16 protein-coding genes and 1 tRNA gene are annotated in these 21,767 nt (G+C 43.2%); 12 read left to right on the plus strand and 5 right to left on the minus strand.

What is annotated here, in order from left to right; translation table 11 throughout:
* Position 1: 1 nt before the first annotated feature.
* Complete coding sequence (locus tag UJ203_RS05330) at positions 2 to 1,219, minus strand: cytochrome P450 (RefSeq protein ID WP_322008921.1); 1,218 nt, start codon at positions 1,217 to 1,219, stop codon at positions 2 to 4.
* 304 nt (positions 1,220 to 1,523) lie between these two features.
* On the opposite strand from UJ203_RS05330, the gene rtp reads away from it, so the two are divergent.
* The 3 genes from rtp (at position 1,524) to proB (ending at position 4,048) form a co-directional block, all read left to right on the plus strand.
* A complete protein-coding gene (gene rtp / locus UJ203_RS05335) occupies positions 1,524 to 1,892 on the plus strand; it encodes a replication termination protein (RefSeq protein WP_010334473.1) in 369 nt (122 codons plus the stop codon).
* A 146-nt stretch (positions 1,893 to 2,038) separates the two neighbouring features.
* Complete coding sequence (gene proC / locus UJ203_RS05340; RefSeq protein WP_101863279.1) at positions 2,039 to 2,917, plus strand: pyrroline-5-carboxylate reductase; 879 nt, start codon at positions 2,039 to 2,041, stop codon at positions 2,915 to 2,917.
* A 15-nt stretch (positions 2,918 to 2,932) separates the two neighbouring features.
* Complete coding sequence (gene proB / locus UJ203_RS05345) at positions 2,933 to 4,048, plus strand: glutamate 5-kinase (RefSeq protein ID WP_322008923.1); 1,116 nt, start codon at positions 2,933 to 2,935, stop codon at positions 4,046 to 4,048.
* A gap of 59 nt (positions 4,049 to 4,107) precedes the next feature.
* Here proB and gltC read toward each other — a convergent pair whose 3' ends face one another.
* Positions 4,108 to 5,010, minus strand: a complete 903-nt coding sequence (gltC, locus tag UJ203_RS05350; protein WP_024121635.1) for a glutamate biosynthesis transcriptional regulator GltC — start codon at positions 5,008 to 5,010, stop codon at positions 4,108 to 4,110.
* 146 nt (positions 5,011 to 5,156) lie between these two features.
* On the opposite strand from gltC, the gene gltB reads away from it, so the two are divergent.
* Entirely contained in the window at positions 5,157 to 9,719 is a 4,563-nt protein-coding gene (gene gltB / locus UJ203_RS05355) for a glutamate synthase large subunit (RefSeq protein WP_322008925.1), read from the plus strand.
* A gap of 16 nt (positions 9,720 to 9,735) precedes the next feature.
* Positions 9,736 to 11,217: a glutamate synthase small subunit gene (gltD, locus tag UJ203_RS05360; protein ID WP_044155668.1), complete on the plus strand. Its 1,482-nt coding sequence runs from the start codon at positions 9,736 to 9,738 to the stop codon at positions 11,215 to 11,217.
* A 54-nt stretch (positions 11,218 to 11,271) separates the two neighbouring features.
* Here gltD and UJ203_RS05365 read toward each other — a convergent pair whose 3' ends face one another.
* The gene (locus UJ203_RS05365) at positions 11,272 to 12,261 is read right to left on the minus strand and encodes a zinc-binding dehydrogenase (protein ID WP_322008928.1); all 990 of its coding nucleotides are present in this window, start codon (positions 12,259 to 12,261) and stop codon (positions 11,272 to 11,274) included.
* A 128-nt stretch (positions 12,262 to 12,389) separates the two neighbouring features.
* Between UJ203_RS05365 and UJ203_RS05370 the strand changes: the two genes are divergently transcribed.
* The gene (locus UJ203_RS05370; RefSeq protein WP_322008929.1) at positions 12,390 to 13,259 is read left to right on the plus strand and encodes a LysR family transcriptional regulator; all 870 of its coding nucleotides are present in this window, start codon (positions 12,390 to 12,392) and stop codon (positions 13,257 to 13,259) included.
* 290 nt (positions 13,260 to 13,549) lie between these two features.
* Here UJ203_RS05370 and ggt read toward each other — a convergent pair whose 3' ends face one another.
* A complete protein-coding gene (gene ggt, locus UJ203_RS05375) occupies positions 13,550 to 15,313 on the minus strand; it encodes a gamma-glutamyltransferase (RefSeq protein WP_322008931.1) in 1,764 nt (587 codons plus the stop codon).
* A 182-nt stretch (positions 15,314 to 15,495) separates the two neighbouring features.
* On the opposite strand from ggt, the gene UJ203_RS05380 reads away from it, so the two are divergent.
* From UJ203_RS05380 to UJ203_RS05390, 3 genes are all read left to right on the plus strand, one after another.
* Complete coding sequence (locus UJ203_RS05380) at positions 15,496 to 15,726, plus strand: excisionase family DNA-binding protein (RefSeq protein WP_322008933.1); 231 nt, start codon at positions 15,496 to 15,498, stop codon at positions 15,724 to 15,726.
* Between the two features lie 318 nt (positions 15,727 to 16,044).
* Positions 16,045 to 16,590, plus strand: a complete 546-nt coding sequence (locus UJ203_RS05385; RefSeq protein ID WP_044155674.1) for a site-specific integrase — start codon at positions 16,045 to 16,047, stop codon at positions 16,588 to 16,590.
* Positions 16,591 to 16,644: 54 nt separating this feature from the next.
* Positions 16,645 to 16,717: transfer RNA gene (locus UJ203_RS05390), tRNA-Arg, on the plus strand.
* Positions 16,718 to 16,805: 88 nt separating this feature from the next.
* Here the strand turns inward: UJ203_RS05390 and UJ203_RS05395 are convergent.
* The gene (locus tag UJ203_RS05395) at positions 16,806 to 17,351 is read right to left on the minus strand and encodes an IseA DL-endopeptidase inhibitor family protein (protein WP_322008936.1); all 546 of its coding nucleotides are present in this window, start codon (positions 17,349 to 17,351) and stop codon (positions 16,806 to 16,808) included.
* A gap of 289 nt (positions 17,352 to 17,640) precedes the next feature.
* Between UJ203_RS05395 and UJ203_RS05400 the strand changes: the two genes are divergently transcribed.
* The 3 genes from UJ203_RS05400 (at position 17,641) to dacB (ending at position 21,648) form a co-directional block, all read left to right on the plus strand.
* On the plus strand, positions 17,641 to 19,032 hold the full coding sequence (locus tag UJ203_RS05400; protein ID WP_322008937.1) for an MATE family efflux transporter: 1,392 nt from the start codon (positions 17,641 to 17,643) through the stop codon (positions 19,030 to 19,032).
* A gap of 139 nt (positions 19,033 to 19,171) precedes the next feature.
* A complete protein-coding gene (gene galM, locus UJ203_RS05405) occupies positions 19,172 to 20,146 on the plus strand; it encodes an aldose 1-epimerase (RefSeq protein WP_322008939.1) in 975 nt (324 codons plus the stop codon).
* A gap of 26 nt (positions 20,147 to 20,172) precedes the next feature.
* Complete coding sequence (gene dacB, locus UJ203_RS05410) at positions 20,173 to 21,648, plus strand: D-alanyl-D-alanine carboxypeptidase/D-alanyl-D-alanine-endopeptidase (RefSeq protein ID WP_105955728.1); 1,476 nt, start codon at positions 20,173 to 20,175, stop codon at positions 21,646 to 21,648.
* Positions 21,649 to 21,767 lie beyond the last annotated feature (119 nt).

Raw genomic sequence — 21,767 nt, forward strand, 5'->3', positions numbered from 1 at the left:
TTTATTTGAATTCAATCCGCACAGGTAAATGTTTAACACCAAACACGAAAGGACTTGGTACCGCTTCAAGTTTCTGTTCATCATCAGCTTTTTTAATATAAGCTGACATAGACAAGAGGGAGGAAAGAGCGATTTTTGCTTCGAGCCTGGCCAATGATGCGCCGAGGCAAAAGTGAATTCCGAACCCAAAGCTGAGATGGGGATAGGAGGGGCGGTTAATGATAAAACGATCAGGTTCAGAAAATTTAGCTTCATCCCGATTGGCTGACGCGACCCAGCTGATAACGGAAGATCCTTTCTTTATAAATGCTCCGCCAAGCGCTGTATCTTCTACTGCAACTCGTCCGATGGCTTGAACAGGCGGATAATAGCGTAGCGTTTCTTCTATTATATTAGGCACATAGTCTGTATTCTGTCTTATCTGTTGTTGCATGGCTGTGTCTTCCGTGATATAGCGAACAGCATTCGCGATCAAATTAGTAGTCGTTTCGTTTCCCGCGACAAGAAGTAGAATGCAAAAACCGAGCAGCTGCTCTTCTGTTAGATATTCTCCATCGACTTCTGACTGCAAAAGCATCGTAATCAAATCTTCTTTTGGCTGGGCTCGTCGTTTTAATAGAATGTCTCTAAAATAGTTACTTAAGAAAGCGTGGCCGTCCCGGCGTTTTTGAACCATGTCAGCGACAGATTTGTCTGAACTGTCCTTCGCTCCGGCAACGAGCACGTCGGAGTATGTTTTGATGATGTGCCGGTCTTCAATCGGTGCTCCAAGCATTTCAGCAATGATAATAACGGGAAGGGGGCCTGCTATATCATCTATTATATCGATTGTGTCTTTTTGCCGCGCCTCCTGTAAGAGGAATGCTGTAACGTCTTTTATGCGGGTTTCGATTTGTTTCACTGCCTTTGGAGTAAACGATTTGTTGACGAGTGCACGTAATTTGGTATGTTTCGGAGGGTCCATTGTTAAAATGCTTTCTGCCTGTATGCCGCGTTCGGATGAAAAAAGTTTGGGATTTTTCAGGACGAATTGAACGTCATCATACTTAAAAACATCCCAGCAATCACGCTGTTTGTCATAGCGGACAGGAGACGATTTCCGAAGCTTTTCATAAATCGGGAAGGGGAAAAGACGATCCTTTTCGAATTGCAATTCTTTCATGGGAATCAAGTTGGCGTAACGTTCTTCTTTGGCAGGGCACGCTGTTTGCTTTGTCATTTTATCATCTCCTTTATCGATACGTTATCAAAGGCTGTTTTTCAATTCAATGGACATATATTGAAGAAAATGTAAACCGGACAATAGTTTTAAATTGAAGATCATAGTGAAAACAAGTTATAATGAACCAAACAAACTATGTACCAAATGTTCATTTTATCTTTTTCTATTCCCACCAGCCATACAAACACCAAACACAAAATAACTTGATTATCATGTTATGACTAGAAGAAGGAGAACAAGAGGAAAAAATTGAATATTTAGTACATGGTGTTCTCAGTTTACAGAGGAGGGGTGCAGACCGATGAAAGAAGAAAAAAGAAGTTCCACTGGATTTTTAGTCAAGCAGCGCGCGTTTTTGAAGCTTTATATGATTACCATGACTGAGCAGAAAAGACTTTACGGGTTAAAGCTTCTGGAAGTGCTTCGATCAGAATTTAAAGAGATTGGTTTTAAACCAAACCATACAGAGGTTTACCGGTCTTTGCATGAGCTTCTTGATGATGGGATATTAAAACAAATCAAAGTAAAGAAAGAAGGGGCTAAGCTCCAAGAAGTGGTCCTCTATCAATTTAAAGATTATGAGGCAGCCAAGCTGTATAAAAAACAGCTGAAAGTAGAGCTGGATCGCTGCAAGAAACTGATTGAAAAAGCACTGTCAGATAATTTTTAACATAGAAAACACCCGGCATAGTCACGAGTATCGGGTGTTTTCTGTTTTTCATTATACATATTTGTCGAAATGAAACAATACAAATCAATAGTGACCTTCAAACTTGACATCATTTCCTCACGTGGTAACATTTTAAACGTGTGAAAATACGAACAAAAAAGCGAACAAAGGAGATGTTACCGATCTTTGATCAAAAAAAAGTAGCTTTTATCGGAGCCGGATCTATGGCGGAAGGAATGATATCAGGTATCGTTCGTGCCAATAAAATCCCAAAACAAAACATCTGCGTTACAAACCGCAGCAATACAGAGCGATTAGCTGAGCTTGAACTTCAATATGGAATCAAAGGCGTGGCGCCGGATCACTTATGTATTGAAGACATGGATGTGCTCATTTTGGCGATGAAGCCAAAAGATGCCGAAAGCGCTCTGTCATCATTAAAAACACGCATCCAACCCCATCAATTAATTTTGTCGGTGCTAGCCGGCATAACCACCTCTTATATTGAACAATCATTGCATAATCAACAGCCGGTTGTCAGAGTAATGCCTAACACATCAAGTATGATCGGCGCTTCTGCAACTGCCATCGCACTTGGCAGGCATGTGACAGATGATTTAGAAAAACTGACGGCGGCTTTGCTCGGCTGTATGGGTGAAGTGTATACAATCCAGGAAAATCAAATGGACATATTCACGGGAATTGCCGGCAGCGGCCCTGCGTATTTTTATTATTTAATGGAATTCATCGAAAAAACAGGCGAGGAAGCGGGCCTTGATAAACATTTATCACGAAGCATCGGTGCACAGACACTCTTGGGTGCTGCAAAAATGCTGATGGAGACAGGAGAACAGCCTGAGGTGCTGAGAGATAATATCACCTCGCCAAATGGAACGACTGCTGCCGGATTGCAGGCCTTGAAGAAGAGCGGCGGAGGAGAAGCCATTTCTCAAGCCATTAAACATGCGGCTAAGCGTTCAAAGGAAATTAGCGATGATATCGAAAAAACAGCGGCACCGCTATAAAACAGGAGTGATAAAGTGACGTCTGAAACAGAAATGAAAAGAGTTGTCGTGAAGATCGGCAGCAGTTCATTGACAAGTCTTCATGGGGAAATCAGCATTCGCAAACTGGAAGCTTTAGTGGACCAGGTCGCCAAACTAAAAGACGCCGGATATGAAGTCATCCTGGTGTCTTCCGGCGCAGTAGCCGCAGGATATCGCAAGCTCGGATTTCTTCAGCGACCAGAAAATCTGCCTGAAAAACAAGCGTCTGCTTCAATCGGTCAAGGGTTGCTGATGGAGGCTTATTCAAAGCTGTTTTTGGCGCACGGTTATGTGGCTTCCCAGATTTTAATTACAAGAAGCGACTTTTCTGATGAATACCGATATCACAATGTTCGAAACACGATGAATGTACTGCTCGAACGCGGTATTATCCCGATAATTAACGAAAATGACACAGTGACCGTCAATCGGCTTAAGTTTGGCGATAATGATACACTCGCGGCCAAAGTCGCCGGATTAATCGATGCGGATTTGCTTGTGATTTTATCGGATATCGACGGTTTATATGACGGCAATCCGCGAAATAATCCAAAAGCGAAAAGGGTGCAGCGAGTCAGCGAGATTACACCGGAAATTGAAGCGTGTGCAGGCGATACAGACAGCGAGGTCGGCACCGGAGGCATGCGGTCCAAACTGGATGCGTTTAAAATTGTGATGGCATCCGGCATAAAAGGATTTCTTGGCCAGGCGGACGCTGCAGATATATTATATCAAGCTGTTCATGGAGAGGCGGAAGGCACCTATTTTGAAGCTGAGGGAACGCTTCCGTTGAATCAAAAAGAGCAGTGGATCGCTTTTAATTCCGGACCAGAAGGTGAAATTGTTTTATCAGATGACTGTTCCCGCCAAATAGCTGACTGTCAATCGCGTATATACCCAGATGGTGTAAGGGAGATTAAAGGAAAATTTAAAAGCGGCGCTGTTGTCCGCCTGACTGATTCTCATGGTGAAGACATCGGCCTCGGGATCGTCAATTATTCTTCCTCACAGCTTGAGACACCCGAAAAAAATAAAGGCATGAAAAACAAAGCGGTGATTGATCCAGAAGCGTTTGTATGCCATGTGGATTTATCTTTGCCTGTATATTAATAGAAGAAATACACGGGAACAAAAAACCCGAACTTCTCCAGAGAAGCTCGGGTTCTTTTTTATTGATACTGTTCCAATTTCGAGAAAAACTGAATGACAAACTCATAAAAATCCTGAGCTGACGGTGCAAGCTCTCTGTTTTTCGGCTTAATAATCCCGACAGTCCGTTTCACTTGAGGAAACTCAATTGGAATTTTCACAGTAAATCGGGGTGTCGTTTCAGCAAAAGTGCTCTCCGGCAGAAGGGTGACACCCATACCTGCGGACACCAATCCTTTGATAGCGTCCAAATCCTCACCCTCCGTAGAGACAAGAGGGGCAAAGCCGGCTTGTTTGCAAGAGTCAATCGCCATTTTTCTGAGCACAAATCCTTCCGGAAACAACACAAATTGATCGTTGCGCAAATCGATTAAATGGACCGTTTTTTGTTTGGCGAGCGGATGATTTAAAGGTACAAGTGCATAAATTTTTTCCGTGAATAAAATATTTCCTGCTATGTCTGGAAAATTCGTCGGCACCGGGCCTAATAACGCTAAATCGATATCGCGGTTTCTGACAGCTTCAATCAGAAACTTATAAGAGCCTTGGCGCAGCAAAAATTCTACGTGCGGATATTCTTCTTTAAATGCCGAAACGACAGTCGGCAGAAGCTGACTGGCGAGGCTTGTAGGAAAGCCGATTTTTACGGTTCCGCGATGCGGGTCAAGGTACTCATCAATTTGTTCTTTAGCATAATCGATGGCTTTCATCGCTGTTTTGACATGAATTAAAAATTCTTTTCCAATCGGAGTGAGTTTGATATTTCTCCCTTCACGCTCAAATAAAGTAACATTTAATTCTTCTTCAAGGTTTGCAATTTGTCTGCTGATTGCTGATTGTGCCACATGCAGATAATCAGCGGCTTCTGAAACGTGTTCCCGTTCAGCAACCTCCATAAAATAACGCAGTTGGCGCAGCTCCATGTAAGTCTCACATCCATCTATCTCATTTTGAGATTCTTTTGATCTAAATTATATATTGTTTATATCGTTTTGAAAACCTACAATAATATTAGAGTTGTTAGATTTTATGACCGGTATTATCGGAAACTGATCGGGGGAGAGGAATTATGACTTACAATCAAATGCCAAAAGCTCAAGGTCTCTACCGTCCTGAATTTGAACATGATGCATGCGGAATCGGCCTATATGCGCACTTAAAAGGCAAGGCGACACATGACATCGTCAAACAGGGGCTGCAGATGCTTTGCCAGCTCGACCACAGAGGAGGTCAAGGCAGTGATCCGGATACGGGAGACGGCGCCGGCTTACTGGTTCAAATCCCTGATGCTTTCTTTAAGAAAGAGTGCAAAGACATCAATCTGCCGGAAAAAGGACGTTACGGGGTAGGAATGGTCTTTTTCTCGCAGAAGGAAGATGAAAGAAAAAAAATCGAAAAGCAAATCAATGCACTGATTGAACAGGAAGGCCAAGTTGTGCTTGGATGGAGAACTGTACCTATAAATGTCGGAAAAATCGGAACAGTAGCACAAAAAAGCTGTCCGTTTGTCCGTCAAGTATTCATTGGCGCAAGTTCTGACCTGAAGGATGATTTGTGCTTTGAGCGTAAATTGTATGTCATTCGTAAACAGGCTGAAAACTGGGGAGTAATGGAAGGCCTAGATTTTTATTTTGCCAGTCTTTCAAGCCAAACTATTGTTTATAAAGGCCTTTTAACACCTGAACAGGTTGATGCGTTTTATTCCGATCTGCAAGATGAGGCATTCGTATCCGCTTTTGCACTAGTTCATTCACGCTTCAGCACTAATACCTTCCCTACATGGGAAAGAGCACACCCAAACCGTTATTTGGTTCACAATGGTGAGATTAACACCCTTCGAGGAAATATCAACTGGATGAGAGCACGTGAACAGCAATTTGTGTCTGAAAGTTTTGGTGAGGATCTCGATAAAATTCTCCCGATTCTGAATGCTGACGGCAGTGACTCTTCCATTTTAGATAACGCATTTGAGTTTTTCGTTATGGCGGGACGCAAGTCGGCACATACGGCGATGATGCTGATTCCTGAGCCATGGACAGAAAATACGCACATGTCTAAAGAAAAAAGAGCGTTTTATGAGTATCACAGCTCATTAATGGAGCCTTGGGATGGTCCGACTGCCATTTCATTTACTGACGGAAAACAAATCGGCGCAATACTCGACCGAAATGGTTTACGTCCGGCCCGTTATTATGTGACAAAGGATGACTATATTATTTTCTCTTCTGAAGTCGGCGTTATTGAGGTTGAACAGGAAAACGTTTTATATAAAAACCGCCTTGAACCAGGAAAAATGCTTTTAATTGACCTGGAAGAAGGCCGCATCATTTCAGATGAAGAAGTAAAAACACAAATCGCAACTGAATATCCGTACCAAAAATGGCTTGAGGAAGAGCTTGTGCAAGTGAATCCTGATCCGGAAACAAGAGAGGAAGAGCAGTTCACGGATCTTCTTACGCGTCAGAAAGCGTTTGGATACACATATGAGGATATTCAAAAATATTTAATTCCTGTTATTAAAGAAGGAAAAGATCCTCTCGGCTCAATGGGGAACGATTCGCCGCTTGCTGTTTTGTCTGATCGCCCGCAATCGCTGTTTAACTACTTTAAGCAGTTGTTTGCACAGGTTACCAACCCGCCAATTGACGCGATTCGCGAGCAGCTCGTGACTTCAACAATGACTTGGCTCGGAGCAGAAGGCGACCTCCTTCATCCGAGTGAACGGAACGTCCGCCGAATCAAGCTGTATACACCCGTGTTATCAAATGAGCAGTTTTATGCGCTGAAAACAATCGTCCATCCTGATTTAAGAAGCCAAAAAATAAATGTGCTGTTTTCAGAAGATCTTGAACGCGGGTTAAAAGACATGTTCACCCAAGCTGAGAAAGCAATCAGCCAAGGCGTCAGTCTTTTGATTTTGTCCGATAGAGCAATGAATGAGCAATTAACGCCAATTCCGCCGCTGTTAGCAGTCAGCGCACTGCACCAGCATTTAATCCGAAAAGGATTGCGCACGAAAGTCAGCATTATCGTTGAATCGGGAGAAGCGCGTGAAGTTCATCACTTCGCAGCTCTAATCGGCTATGGTGCTGATGCTGTCAATCCTTATCTGGCATATGCGACCTATAAGCAGGAAATTGACGAAGGCCGCTTGGATATCAGCTATGAAGAAGCAGTCAGCAAGTATGGGAAAAGCATTACTGAAGGTGTCGTAAAAGTGATGTCGAAGATGGGGATTTCTACTGTACAGAGCTACAGGGGCGCCCAAATCTTTGAAGCGGTAGGAATCAGCCGTGACGTGATTGACCGTTATTTTACGGGAACAGCATCACAGCTCGGCGGCATTGACTTAAATACCATTGCGGAAGAGGCGCAGCGCCGCCACCAAAAAGCGTATAAAGATGACTACAGCAAAACGCTTGAACCGGGAAGTGACTTCCAATGGAGAAACGGCGGAGAGCATCACGCATTTAACCCGAAAACGATTCATACCTTGCAATGGGCGTGCCGCAGAAATGATTACAATCTGTTTAAACAATATACGAAAGCGGCAGATGAAGAACGAATCGGATTCCTGCGAAACTTGTTCTCATTTGACGAAAACCGCAAGCCTCTAAAAGTGGAGGAAGTAGAATCTGCTGAATCGATTGTCAAACGTTTTAAAACAGGTGCGATGTCATTTGGATCATTAAGCAAGGAAGCACACGAAGCATTAGCGATTGCGATGAACCGCTTGGGCGGAAAAAGCAACAGCGGTGAAGGCGGAGAAGATCCAAAACGCTTTGTGCCTGATGAAAACGGCGATGACAGAAGAAGCGCGATCAAACAAATTGCATCCGGACGATTCGGTGTAAAAAGCCATTACTTAGTCAACGCCGATGAGCTGCAGATTAAAATGGCGCAAGGCGCAAAACCGGGAGAAGGCGGACAGCTGCCAGGCAATAAAGTGTATCCTTGGGTTGCCGATGTCCGCGGATCAACACCTGGGGTCGGATTGATTTCACCGCCTCCGCACCATGACATTTATTCAATCGAGGATTTAGCCCAGCTGATTCACGATTTAAAAAATGCGAACCGTGATGCAAGAATCAGCGTGAAGCTGGTCTCAAAAGCTGGTGTCGGAACGATCGCTGCGGGTGTTGCTAAAGCAACTGCAGATGTCATCGTTATCAGCGGTTACGACGGAGGTACAGGTGCTTCACCTAAAACAAGCATTAAACATACAGGGCTTCCGTGGGAGCTTGGCCTTGCAGAAGCGCACCAAACCTTAATGCTGAACGGACTCCGTGATCGTGTTGTATTAGAAACAGACGGAAAGCTTATGACAGGCCGGGACGTCGTCATGGCCGCATTGCTCGGCGCCGAAGAATTCGGTTTCGCAACTGCTCCGTTAGTTGTTCTTGGCTGTGTTATGATGCGCGCCTGCCATTTGGATACATGTCCTGTCGGGGTAGCGACTCAAAATCCTGAACTTCGCAAAAAGTTCATGGGAGATCCTGATCATATTGTGAACTACATGTTGTTTATCGCTGAAGAAGTCCGTGAATACATGGCCGCATTAGGGTTTAAAACTTTCGATGAAATGATCGGCCGCACTGACGCACTTAACGTGAGTGAGCGGGCGAAGGCGCATTGGAAAGCGAGCCAGCTTGATTTGTCCACACTTCTTTATCAGCCGGAAGGCGTACGGACATTCCAAACGCCGCAAAACCATAAAATTGATCAATCGCTCGATATCACAACGATTCTTCCTGCTGTAAAACATGCCATCGAATCGGGAAAAGAAGCTGATATTTCAGTCGAAATCAATAACACTAACCGTGTAGCAGGCACTGTAACAGGCAGTGAAATTTCGAAACGTTACGGTGAAGAAGGACTTCCGGAAGATACGATTAAGCTGCAATTCACAGGTTCAGCCGGCCAAAGCTTTGGAGCGTTCGTTCCAAAAGGCATGACGCTTTATTTAGATGGAGATTCAAATGACTACGTCGGAAAAGGTCTGTCTGGCGGAAAAATCATTGTCAAATCACCGGAAGGATTCAACTCAGAATCACATGATAATGTAATTATCGGCAACGTAGCATTCTATGGCGCGACAAGCGGAGAAGCATATATTAACGGCCGTGCAGGTGAACGCTTTGCCGTTCGGAACAGCGGTGTGAATGTTGTTGTGGAAGGCATCGGTGATCACGGCTGTGAATACATGACAGGCGGAAGTGTTGTCGTACTGGGTGATGTCGGCAAAAACTTCGCGGCTGGTATGTCCGGCGGAATCGCGTATGTATTGGCCGAAGATGTAAAGGCATTTAAACGCAAATGCAACCTTGAAATGATTTTGTTTGAGTCATTAGAAGATGAAAAAGAAATTCAACAAGTTAAAGCAATGCTTGAAAAGCATGCTGCGTATACAAACAGCCAAAAAGCAGCAGACCTGCTTGAACAGTGGGAAGACAGCGTGAAAACATTCATTAAAGTGATTCCGAAAAACTATAAACAAATGCTTGCAAGCATCGAAGAGCAAAAAGCTGCGGGCTTATCTGAGGAAGAAGCCGTCATGTACGCGTTTGAAGCCAATACGAAACCAAAGCAGAAAAAAGCGCCGGCGGGACAAAAACAAGCGGTAGTACAGTAAGGAAGGGGAGAGGAACATGGGGAAACCAACTGGATTTATGGAAATCAAACGAGAAAAACCAGCTGAGCGAGACCCTCTCACTCGCTTAAAGGACTGGAAGGAATATTCTGCTCCTTTTTCAGAAGAAGCGTCGAAACGGCAGGGGGCGCGGTGTATGGATTGCGGTACACCGTTTTGCCAGATCGGTGCTGACATTAACGGATTTACATCCGGCTGTCCGATTTACAACTTAATTCCTGAATGGAACGATCTTGTTTACCGAGGCAGATGGAAAGAAGCATTAGAACGGCTTGTAAAAACAAACAACTTTCCTGAATTCACAGGGCGGGTTTGTCCCGCTCCTTGTGAAGGGTCATGTACACTAGCGATTTCCGACCCGGCCGTATCGATTAAGAATATTGAACGGACCATTATTGATAAAGGGTTTGAGAATGGCTGGATTCAGCCTAGAATTCCGAAAAAACGAACAGGCAAAAAAGTTGCCATCGTTGGGTCGGGCCCAGCCGGACTTGCGAGTGCTGACCAGCTGAACCAAGCTGGACATTCTGTCACTGTATTTGAACGCGCAGACAGAGCGGGCGGACTTTTAACTTACGGCATTCCAAACATGAAACTTGAAAAAGGAATTGTCGAACGTCGCATTAAGTTGCTGACGCAAGAAGGAATCGATTTTGTTACAAATACGGAAATTGGCGTTGATATAACGGCTGATGAGCTGAAAGAGCAATTTGATTCCGTAATCCTTTGCACAGGTGCTCAAAAACAGCGGGATCTGTTAATCGAGGGACGCGAATCAAAAGGTGTTCACTACGCAATGGATTACTTGACGCTTGCTACAAAAAGCTATTTAGATTCTAACTTTAAAGACAAGCGATTCATTGATGCGAAGGGGAAAGATGTTATCGTGATCGGAGGCGGAGACACAGGAGCTGACTGTGTGGCTACCGCTTTGCGCCAAAAAGCCAAAAGCGTGCACCAATTCGGCAAACACCCGAAACTCCCTCCGGCTCGCACGAATGATAATATGTGGCCTGAACAGCCGCACGTCTTTACGCTTGAATATGCATATGAAGAAGCAGAAGCAAAATTCGGAAGAGATCCGAGAGAATATTCGATCCAAACAAAAAAATTGGTTGCCGATAAAAACGGCAAATTGAAAGAGCTCCATACGATTCAAATGGAGAAAGTGAAAAATGAGCATGGAAAATACGAGTTCCGCGAGCTGCCAGGAACGGAAAAAGTTTGGCCTGCTCAGCTCGTCTTTATCGCTATCGGCTTTGAAGGCACAGAACAGCCGCTTTTAAAACAATTCGGTGTTGATTCTAATAACAACAAAATCAGCGCAGCATATGGGGATTATAAAACAAATATCGATGGTGTTTTCGCCGCAGGGGATGCAAGAAGAGGCCAAAGTTTAATCGTATGGGCGATTAATGAAGGCCGTGAAGTGGCGCGTGAAGTTGACCGATATTTGATGGGGAGTTCAGTTCTGCCGTAAATAAAGGGGATTATATAAAAAAAGAAACCGACTGTTTGTCAGCCGGTTTCTTTTTTAATCTATTGTGATCCCGATGTTCCCAAACTGGCTGCCTTCCTGCATTCTGGTATATGCTTCATGTGCTTGTTCTATAGGATATGTCCGGTCAAGCACGGGCCGAAGTTTGTGTTTTTCCATGAAATGCAGCATTTCACGGAATTCATCACGGCTTCCCATTGACGTTCCCAATATATTGATTTGCGAAAAAAATAAAGAACGCAGCGGAAAACTGAGATTATCACCCGAACTTGCACCAAAGCTGACAATACGGCCGTTCGGTTTAACATGATCAAAGTATTCTGAAAAGAGGGCCGGCCCTATGCTATCGAGAATGACATCAGCTTTTTGTCCTTGAAGATGTTCAGACCAATTGCTGTAACTGTCAAAAGCGTGGTCAGCGCCTAATTGTATTGCTCTTTTTCTTTTTTCCTCGCTTCGAGAAGTCACGCTTACAGTTGCTCCAATTGCTTTAGCCATTACTAGCGCGTAGGTTGCAACGCCGCTTCCAATACCGGGTATCAAAATATGCTCGCCTTTTTTTAATTGGGCCTTTGTAAAAAGTGCTCGATATGCGGTCAGAGCTGATAATGGCAACACGCCTGCTTCCTCCCAGGATAGATAAGAAGGTTTTTTCATTGCATTTTGTGAAGGGATGATCACATATTCAGCAAGTGTTCCGTTTGAAGGTCCTCCCAAAATATCCGGAACAGGAGGTACATCATCTGTTACTTCCCAATTCAAAGTCGGAAAAATCACCACTTCTGTTTGAACAGCCAGTTTATCTACACCTTCACCGACCGCTTCAATAATGCCAGCACCGTCAGAGCCCAGAATAAACTCAGGATCTTGTTCAGTTTTATTTTTCATGAGAAACAGGTCCCGATGATTTAATCCCGCCGTTTTCAACTTTACTTTCACTTCTCCGTATCCGGGATTTTGAGAAGGGATGTCCTGATACGCTAACCCCCGAAGTCCACTTTTTCCGTTATGAATAACCGCTTTCATGCCGTCTGCCTCCTATATTCCTCGTAATCTATGATCTTCACATATTTTACACAGCGGTTTTCTTCAGGTAAAATGAACAAAAATGATTGCCGGTATCACTTTTAATCATAGCAAGAAGGTGACAGCGTGTGGAAAGCGGAGAATTAAAGATATTCAGGGCTGTTGCCCGTGAAGGAAGTATAACAAAAGCAGCCCGGCAGCTGAATTATGTTCAATCTAATGTAACAGCCAGAATCCATAAGCTTGAGACAGATCTGAATATCAAGTTATTTCACCGGACAAATCGTGGAATGAAGTTAACGGCTGCGGGGGAAAACCTATTACAATACGCAGATCAAGTTTTATCATTATTAGACGAAGCTGAGAAATCAGCGCAGTTAAGTCAGCATCCGAAAGGGCCGTTGCGGCTTGGAGCATTGGAAACAACAGCGGTCACTCACCTGCCTGAACATGCAGCTTCATTCCTTAGACGTTTTCCTGAAGTTGATTTATCAGTGAACACAGGTGATACGCACAGCTTGGTTCGGCAAGTTCTAGATCATAAGGTGGATGGCGCTTTTGTGTACGGTCCTGTTGAATACATGGATATCAAACAAATTCCTGTTTCCCATGAGGAATTGGTGTTGATTTCACCGGAGGAAGGGGCGATAGAGGACATGCTACGGCTGCCGATGCTCTTTTTTGGAACCGGCTGCTCTCATCGCGATAGGGTCAAAAGATTATTGGAGGAAGCAGGTATTCAACAGCAAAAAATCATAGAATTTGGCACATTGGAAGCCGTTATCAGAGGAGTTTCCGCTGGTTTAGGAACGGCGCTGCTGCCAAAGTCGGCCATTGCCTGCTCTGTCCATCGCCAAAGGGTGTACGTTCACCAGCTTCCCGCATCATATCAGGATATGACGATCGTGTTTATTTACAGAAAAGACTTTTTTATGAGCAATGCATTTCAGCGGTTTATTGCAGAATTGAACGAAACCAAATTGATCCCATCAGTCTAATCAAGAAGAGAAGATTCAACAATAGCAGGGGATGCGGGATAGATTTTTGTTTTCGTAAGCTGGAGAGACTGTTTTCAAAAAAACAAAGAAGCTTTAAGGTCTATGAATTGATTAGCTGATCAAACCTTTATGTGTTTCGAATTGTTATCTGGCACATGTCTGGATGTTATATTGAAAGGTATTCGTACCGACATTAGATTCGCGTTAAGGAGTTTGCGAGGACCACAGGCAAGATTAATCGTTCACAGCAAAAAACTGTACTCGGCAAAAATGAGTACAGTTTTTCTTTTTTATTTATGTTTTAAATTAATTCCGATCGCTGCGCCGTTTCTGCTTGAATCGGCTACTCCTTTGAAGGTGCCGTTTTCACGGTCGATAAAAATGCTTTGCACGTTTCCGATGTCCACTGGACTTGTGCCGAATTTATGGCCCATGTCTTTTAATTTGCTGAGTACATTCTCTGGAACTCCGTCTTCGTATCTGTAGGAGTTCATACTGTTTGTGTAAATTCTCGGCTCTTCAACCGCTGCTTTTAATTCCATTCCATATTCTATATTATAGAGGATGGTTTGCAGCACGGAAGAAATAATCGTTGCCCCTCCAGGAGATCCGACGGTGAGAACTGGTTTGTCATCTTTAAACAAAATCGTCGGTGTCATGCTGCTTAATGGCCGCTTGTTCGGCTGAACTTCGTTGGCTCCGCCTGGAACCGCATCAAAATCTGTTAGTTCATTGTTTAAAATGACGCCGTAATCAGGAACCATAATGCCTGTGCCAAACAGCTGTTCAATTGTTGTTGTATAGGAAACAACATTGCCCCAGCGGTCCGCGACGGTAAAGTGTGTCGTTTGGCCGTCTACTTTATCATTCGGCTGTTCGACTTGCTTATAGTTTGCGGTTCCTTCTTCGTATTTCCAAGGATCACCGGCTTTTGGTTTTTTGTTGACTTCATCTAAACTGATTAAATGCTGGCGCTCTTTTATATAGTCGGGGTGAAGCAAACCTTTGAGAGGAACATTTACAAATTCGGGATCGCCTGCATAAGCCGCACGGTCAGCGTAAGACAAATGCATGGTTTCAGCGAGCAGATGGTATTTTTCCCATGAGCGGATATCATATTGTGAAAGGTTAAAATCATCGAGAATGTTCAGCATTTGCAGCAAGAAAACGCCGCCAGAGCTTGGAGGAGGAGTCGTTGCGATTTGATAGCCTTGATATTCTCCCCAAATTGGTTCGTCAATTGTAATGTCGTAATTTTCTAAATCTTTTTCGGTCATTGATCCCCCAAAATCCTGAACAGTATCAGAAAGGGCTTTGGCAAATCTGCCTTCGTAAAAGGCGTCTATGCCTTTCGAACGAATAAGCTTAAAGGTTTTGGCCAGATCTTTTTGAATGAGCGTATCGCCTTCTTTAAGCGGCTCGCCATTCGGCAGAAATACATCCTTAGCGGCAGTCCGGGATAATTTTTCCTGATAATCAGCAATCGCATCTGCTAACACTGAATCAATCGGAAAGCCTTTATCAGCGAGTTTAATAGAGGGGGAAATTAATTGTTTCATCGATCGGGTTCCCCATTTATCCAAGGCTTTTTCCAGCCCTTTCAGTGTACCCGGAACACCAACGGCAGTACCTTTTGTGACACGTTCGGAGAAAGGTATCGCTTTGCCGTTTTCATCGAGAAACATATCCGGAGTTGCGCCTGCGGGAGCGCGTTCACGGCTGTCAATGATCGTCGTATCTTTTGTTTTTCCGTCATACACCATCATAAAACCGCCGCCGCCAATACCTGACATCATCGGTTCTGTGACATTAAGCGCAAACTGAATGGCAACCGCCGCGTCAATGGCATTTCCGCCTTTTTTCAGGACGTCAGCTCCGACCTCTGAAGCGAGAGGATGCGCAGTGGCAACCATTCCGTCTTTGCCTACATCTACTTGTTTGTACTCGTCATAGCCTTTGGGCGGCTTTTTAGCTTCCGCGTGAAATGGAGCACTTCCAGCGACTAACAAAACACTAAGCAGGACTGCTAAACAGACGTTCCACGTTTTTTTCATGTTCTCCCTCCTATTAAGCTGTTATGTTACAATCTTAGCGTAAAAAAAATACAGCGGTTTCACAAGTGACAAATGGTATATTATCTATATCATCCGGCCTTATTTCTGTGTGAAATTGATTATATTGGGGTGAGTCATGTGCTATAGTAGAAACAGCATACGGATTAAGAAAGGAATGCTATATGTATTTAACGATTAAAGAAACAGCAGAATATGCAAATCTTTCAGAGGATTATATTAAAAGTTTGGTGCTCGAAGGAAAAATCAGGGCCATTCATGACGGTGAGCAATTTTTGATTTATAAGGGACAGTTCAAAACGCATCTCGAACAGCTGGAAAATTATAAAGCGCTCGTGCAGGAAATATTAAATGAACCAATCCCAGAAGATATTGATGTAAAGGATGAGGATTAGGACACAATTTTCAAATTGTGTCTTTTTTTTTGCATATTTTTTTGAGGGCATCTCGAAAAGCAAAGCGTCATATTGCGTTTTAAGGGCTTTTTCGGGAAGGGTCAGAGTGATTTGTCTCAGGAGTCGAAAAAGCTTCATATGAGCCTGTAAATGTCATTTCAGAAGATAGGGCGTTTCAAGAGATCTCTTTTCTGCTTATGTAACACTATGTATATTATGTTACATAAATGCCACCGAACTTTGACATTCAACGTTTTTCCGCTATAATAGTAACATAGACCTCAAAACGTTACATAACGGTTTTTAAGGAGTTTTTTGATGCATATTGTACAGCCGATCCGCAGTTTAGAGAAAATTCAAGATGTAAAACAGTATTTACGCAGCAAAAACAAGCGTGACTATTTTTTGTTTATTTTCGGCATTAACAGCGCGCTCCGAATTTCTGATATTTTGCCACTTCAAGTGAAAGATGTCAGAAATAAAGACCATTTATGGGCGACTGAAAGCAAAACAAAAAAGAAAAGGAAGATTCTCATTTTAGAATCTTTGAAAGCAGAAATATACGAGTATACGAAAGATATGAAAGAAAATGAATACCTCTTTAAATCTGTACGAACCAGAAAGCCAATTTCACGCATTCAGGCATACAGAATTTTAAGAGAGGCAGCCGAAGCGTGCGGACTTGAGGAAATAGGGACCCATACGCTCCGGAAAACATTTGGCTATCATTTCTACCAGCGGACAAAAGATATCGCTGAGCTGCAGAGGATCCTTAATCATTCATCACCTTCAATTACAATGCGTTATATTGGAATCGATGAAGATACAACAAGAGCTGCTTATAAGGTATTTGGAGGGCTGTAAATCAAATCGCTTGAAAATCGTGACAATCGGAGCTACTATATAGATATCAAAAAAGCTCTAGTAGCACAGCGGATAGTGCAGCAGTTTCCTAAACTGCAGGTCGGGAGTTCGAATCTCTCCTAGAGCGTAATAAAACAAAAGGGCAACGGCCGATACGTCCGTTGCCTTTTTTATGCTTAACATAAAAAACGCCCGTTTTTCTCGGGCGTTTTTTCTTATATAACTGCGTCAAAGCGATTTACTTTCCACTTTTTATTCTCTTTTACAAATGTCACTTTCCGTTTTGCTGAAGGTGATCCGTCCAAAGTAGGAACGGTAAATTCATATGTGACTGTGCCGCCTTTTTTAGATATGAGTTTAGCGGTTGATTTTTTCCAATTTAAGAGATTGTCTCCGTCACCGACCGGAACAGCCAGTTTTCCTTTTGAGACAATGAAATGATAGTATTTAAAGCCTTTTTCAATCGCTGTTTTTGAGAAAATAGGTGTTAAGTAATTCACAGCTTTTTCTTTTGTGCCAAGGTCACTGCACATGTATACGTACTGAAGATTTTGATGCTCGAATGTGCCTGATGGGCAAACTGCTTTTTTCGCTTTTGGATTGTGTCCGCTCATTGTATTCCAAAAATGCTCTCTTGCTGTTAGTGCCAGCTGCAATGCTTGTTTTTGTGATAAATCCCCAGATGTGTTTTTCGCAAATGCATTTGTGTTTAATGACAGAATAAGTGCAATAGTGGTTAGAAATAGAAGATATTTTTTCAATGTGGCTCTCTCTTTTAAAATCTCTTTCTCTTATGTTACAAATGTTACAATAGTTACGTTTAGATTACAATACTTTTGCATAAATTATTTTTTATTCTTTCATCTCACCAAAAGACTATGCTGTATCGCGCTAGTTTATTCTTGCAGATTGAAAAATGTGTAAAAACAGGAGAATCGGGAAGGGTTTTATAAGTACTGTGGTGAATAGTTACATGTTGCATGTCGTGTTCATTTCAAAAGAAACGGGAGCACGTTAGTGAAACGAGTTTAAATAAAGGAGTCATTACATATGGAAACATTACAAGAAAATCCCGTATCTAAGAAGAAGAGCAATCCATCTGTTTGGCGGTCAATGTCACTATTTTTAGTGCCGCTCCTTCTGAGCAATGTGCTGCAATCAGTGGGCCAATTAGTCGGGATGGTCGCTGTGGGCAGATGGCTTGGCGTAGATGCGCTTGCAGCTGTCTCATCCTTTTTCCCGCTGTTTTTTCTTCTCATTTCATTTACGATCGGCATCGGTTCCGGCAGTTCCATTCTTATCGGGCAAGCCTACGGGGCAAAAAATGAGGAACGGTTAAAGGCCGTTGTCGGAACAACGCTGACATTCACCTTTTTATTAGGAATTGTGTTAGCTGTGATCGGCAGTATATTCACCTTAGATATTCTGCGTCTCATGGGAACGCCGGAAAATGTAATTCATGTCAGTGTCAGCTATGCGCGTATCTTATTTTGCGCAATGCCGTTTATGTTTTTATATTTTGCTTATACCACATTCTTGCGGGGGACAGGAGATTCTAAGACACCGTTTTATACATTGATAGTAAGCACAGTCATCAATATAGCACTTTTACCGATCTTAATTCTCGGCATGTTCGGCTTGCCGAAGCTGGGCATTTACGGCTCTGCTTACGCAACCGTTATTTCTACAATTGTGACCTTTATCGTATTATTGGTGTATCTGCGGAAAACGAAACACCCGCTGCAATTTGATAAGACAGTGCGGCGTTATTTGAAAATGGATAAGGAACTGCTGGCGCTTCTGTTGCGTCTTGGTATTCCGTCAAGCATTAACATGATTCTCGTCTCACTATCGGAAATAGCGGTCATTTCATTCGTCAATCATTATGGCTCTGATGCAACCGCAGCATATGGCGTGGTCAATCAAGTAGCCAGCTATGTGCAAATGCCGGCTGTCAGTCTGGGGATCGCGGTGTCTATTTTCGCCGCTCAATCTATTGGAGCGAATGAGTTTGACCAGTTAAAGCAAGTCATTCGGGTCGGTATTTGGCTGAATTATATCATTGGCGGTGTGCTGATCCTCCTTATCTATCTTTTTGCACATCAGATTTTAGCATTATTTTTGACCGAGAAAGATACACTTTACATTGCACACAGGCTTTTGATGATTACATTATGGAGCTATTTGCTGTTTGGGAATGCCCAAATTATTTCTGCGACGATGCGTGCAAGCGGAACGGTTTTATGGCCGACCCTCATCAGTATTTTTGCCATCTGGGGAATCGAGGTGCCGGTCGCGTTTGTTCTGTCTCACTATACAAATCTTGAAATACTCGGCATTTGGGTAGGCTATCCGGCAGCATTTGCCGTGAGTTTGCTTTTGATTTACGGGTATTATCAATTCATTTGGAAAAAGAAGCAGATTACACGTCTGATTCAATAAACTCCAAAAGAACACCGTTCATTTTGAATGGTGTTTTTTGTTTACTTAAAGACTAAAGGGAAAACATAAAATGGAGGAAATAGTGCACACTGAATTGAATTTATATATAAGCATTGAACTAAGGAGAGGTTGAGTACACATGACAAATTATATTGAAAAGATGACGTATTTAGGAACACCAGCTGTCAAAGCGGGTAATGAGCATTTGGAAATAATAGTCGTGCCTGAGTGGGGCAGCAACGTCATTTCTCTCGTAGACAAAGAAACAAAGATGCACCTTTTACGAGAACCGGAAACAACTGAAAGCTTTCATGACACACCTACATTGTATGGAACTCCCATTTTGTTTCCGCCTAACCGCATAAGTGACGGAACGTTCACCTTCCGGGGCAGAACGTATCATTTTGATATCAATGAAAAAGATAAACACCATCACCTTCACGGCTTTCTCTATGACAAAAAGTGGGACATCATAACGATGAAACAAACAGACGAAGAAGTGATCATAGAAACTGAAATTGATCTTTCGGAAATTCCCCATGTTTATAAACAATTTCCGCATCATGCTGTTGTACGGATGACATACATTTTAAAAGATAACACTCTTTATAAGCATGCCACGATCATGAATAAAGGGAAGGATGCATTTCCTTGGGGGATTGGTTATCATACGACCTTCGTTTTCCCGGAAGAGAGCTCTTTATTTTCTCTTACTGCTGATCAGCAATGGGAATTGGATGAACGTTTATTGCCGACCGGAAAGCTGATCGATATACCGAATCAGGAAGCTTTGCACGAAGGAATGCTCTTGCGGCAGCAGCTTGATGATGTCTTTTTATCTTCTTATCAGAAGAGAGGGGGAGAAAATCAGGCTGTCATTTACCATCAGCATGCACATCTGAATATGATCTACAAGGCAGATGAACAATTTAAGCATTGGGTTGTGTATAATGCTGATGGAACACAAGGGTATTTGTGCCCAGAGCCTTATACATGGGTGACAAACGCAGTTAACCTTGATCTCCCTTCGTCACTCACCGGCTTACAAGTGTTAGAGCCTGGTGAAGAGAAGACAGTAAAAAGCAGCATCACGATTGAGCGTAATCATCGATAGCCAATCAGGAGAGGCGGGATAAGAAAATGAGAAAAAGTATGAAGCTTTATGTTGTAATATTGCTGCTTTTCATCTTTGCTTCCATTCCATATATGCATCATGCTGCACATGCGGCTGAAGAACAGGATACACTTGCCGGGCAGATTGAAACCATTTTAGCCAATGAACCTGCTTTAAAAGGCGCAATGGCCGGCATTACTGTCCGTTCTGCAGAAACAGGCGACGTCATTTACGGCCATTTAGGGGATGTCCGGATGAGACCCGCCTCTTCTTTGAAGCTTTTTACAGCCGCCGCGGCACTTTCTGTTCTCGGTGAGGATTATTCTTTCACAACAGAAGTGCGGACAGACGGCCGCCTTAAAGGACAAAAGCTGAATGGCAACCTTTATCTGAAAGGAAAAGGAGATCCGACACTTTTACCATCTGATTTTGATCAAATGGCCAAAAAGCTGAAAAAATCCGGCATCAAGTCCATAAAAGGCAATCTTGTCGCCGATGACTCATGGTATGATCATATCCGCTATTCGCCTGATTTGCCATGGAGTGATGAGTACACTTATTACGGCGCGCAAATTTCCGCACTGACAGCGTCTCCAAATGAGGACTATGATGCAGGCACTGTGATAGTAGAAGCCAGCCCGGGAAAGAATGAAGGACAAAAGCCAGCAATATCAGTGTCACCAAAAACGGATTATGTAGCGATTGAGAATGAGGCGAAAACAGTTGAGGCGGGAAAAAAGAAAGATCTTTCTATCGAAAGAGAACATGGAACCAATACTATTACGATTAAAGGGAGCATACCGGTTGATGCAAGCAAAACAAAAGAGTGGATTTCCGTCTGGGAGCCGGCAGGATATGCTTTAGATTTATTTAAGCAGGCTCTTAAAAAACAAGGCATTACAGTAAAAGGGAAAATCACAATGGGCACAGCGCCCGACTCTTCAGACGTACTGGCCACTCATCACTCAATGCCTTTGTCTAAGCTATTTCTCCCTTTTATGAAATTAAGCAATAACGGACACGCCGAGGTACTTGTAAAAGAGATGGGGAAAGTGGAAAAAGGAGAGGGCAGCTGGGAAAAGGGGCTTGAAGTGCTAAACAGTACGCTTCCGAATTTCAGCGTTGATCCCAAAACACTTATTTTGAGGGACGGTTCCGGGGTTTCTCATATCAATGCTGTATCGTCAGACCAAATCACAAAGCTGTTATATGACATCCAAGATGAAAAGTGGTTTCAAACTTATCTGCATGCTCTGCCGGAAGCGGGGAACAGTGACAGACTGGTAGGCGGGACGCTAAGAAACCGCATGAAAGACACCCCGGCAGAAGGGAAGATAAGAGCAAAGACCGGGTCGTTAAGCACTGTCAGCTCTCTGTCTGGCTATGCAGAAACAAAGAGCGGAAAAACGCTCGTTTTCTCTATTCTTCTAAACGGTTTGATTGATGACTCGGATGGCAAAGACATTGAGGATCAAATTGCTGTTATTTTGGCAAATCAATAAAAACGCTAAACCTGTTTTCGTGGAAAACAGGTTTTTTTATGTTTCTTTTTACATTATCGCGCTTGTTTTTAAAACATTCAGCTAAATATTGTAGAAATGTAACTGATACTGAGGCGGAG

Source organism: Bacillus sp. V26 (genome assembly GCF_034296245.1).
Lineage (GTDB): Bacteria > Bacillota > Bacilli > Bacillales > Bacillaceae > Bacillus > Bacillus halotolerans.

What these genes read in the sequence shown, in the direction of transcription:
- gltC (WP_024121635.1), bottom strand. Translation starts at nt 5,010, where the DNA reads ATGGAGCTGCGCCAACTGCGTTATTTTATGGAGGTTGCTGAACGGGAA.
- UJ203_RS05380 (WP_322008933.1), top strand. Translation starts at nt 15,496, where the DNA reads ATGTATTTAACGATTAAAGAAACAGCAGAATATGCAAATCTTTCAGAG.
- gltB (WP_322008925.1), top strand. Translation starts at nt 5,157, where the DNA reads ATGACTTACAATCAAATGCCAAAAGCTCAAGGTCTCTACCGTCCTGAA.
- UJ203_RS05330 (WP_322008921.1), bottom strand. Translation starts at nt 1,219, where the DNA reads ATGACAAAGCAAACAGCGTGCCCTGCCAAAGAAGAACGTTACGCCAAC.
- ggt (WP_322008931.1), bottom strand. Translation starts at nt 15,313, where the DNA reads ATGAAAAAAACGTGGAACGTCTGTTTAGCAGTCCTGCTTAGTGTTTTG.
- dacB (WP_105955728.1), top strand. Translation starts at nt 20,173, where the DNA reads ATGAGAAAAAGTATGAAGCTTTATGTTGTAATATTGCTGCTTTTCATC.
- gltD (WP_044155668.1), top strand. Translation starts at nt 9,736, where the DNA reads ATGGGGAAACCAACTGGATTTATGGAAATCAAACGAGAAAAACCAGCT.
- UJ203_RS05400 (WP_322008937.1), top strand. Translation starts at nt 17,641, where the DNA reads ATGGAAACATTACAAGAAAATCCCGTATCTAAGAAGAAGAGCAATCCA.
- UJ203_RS05365 (WP_322008928.1), bottom strand. Translation starts at nt 12,261, where the DNA reads ATGAAAGCGGTTATTCATAACGGAAAAAGTGGACTTCGGGGGTTAGCG.
- rtp (WP_010334473.1), top strand. Translation starts at nt 1,524, where the DNA reads ATGAAAGAAGAAAAAAGAAGTTCCACTGGATTTTTAGTCAAGCAGCGC.
- galM (WP_322008939.1), top strand. Translation starts at nt 19,172, where the DNA reads ATGACAAATTATATTGAAAAGATGACGTATTTAGGAACACCAGCTGTC.
- UJ203_RS05385 (WP_044155674.1), top strand. Translation starts at nt 16,045, where the DNA reads ATGCATATTGTACAGCCGATCCGCAGTTTAGAGAAAATTCAAGATGTA.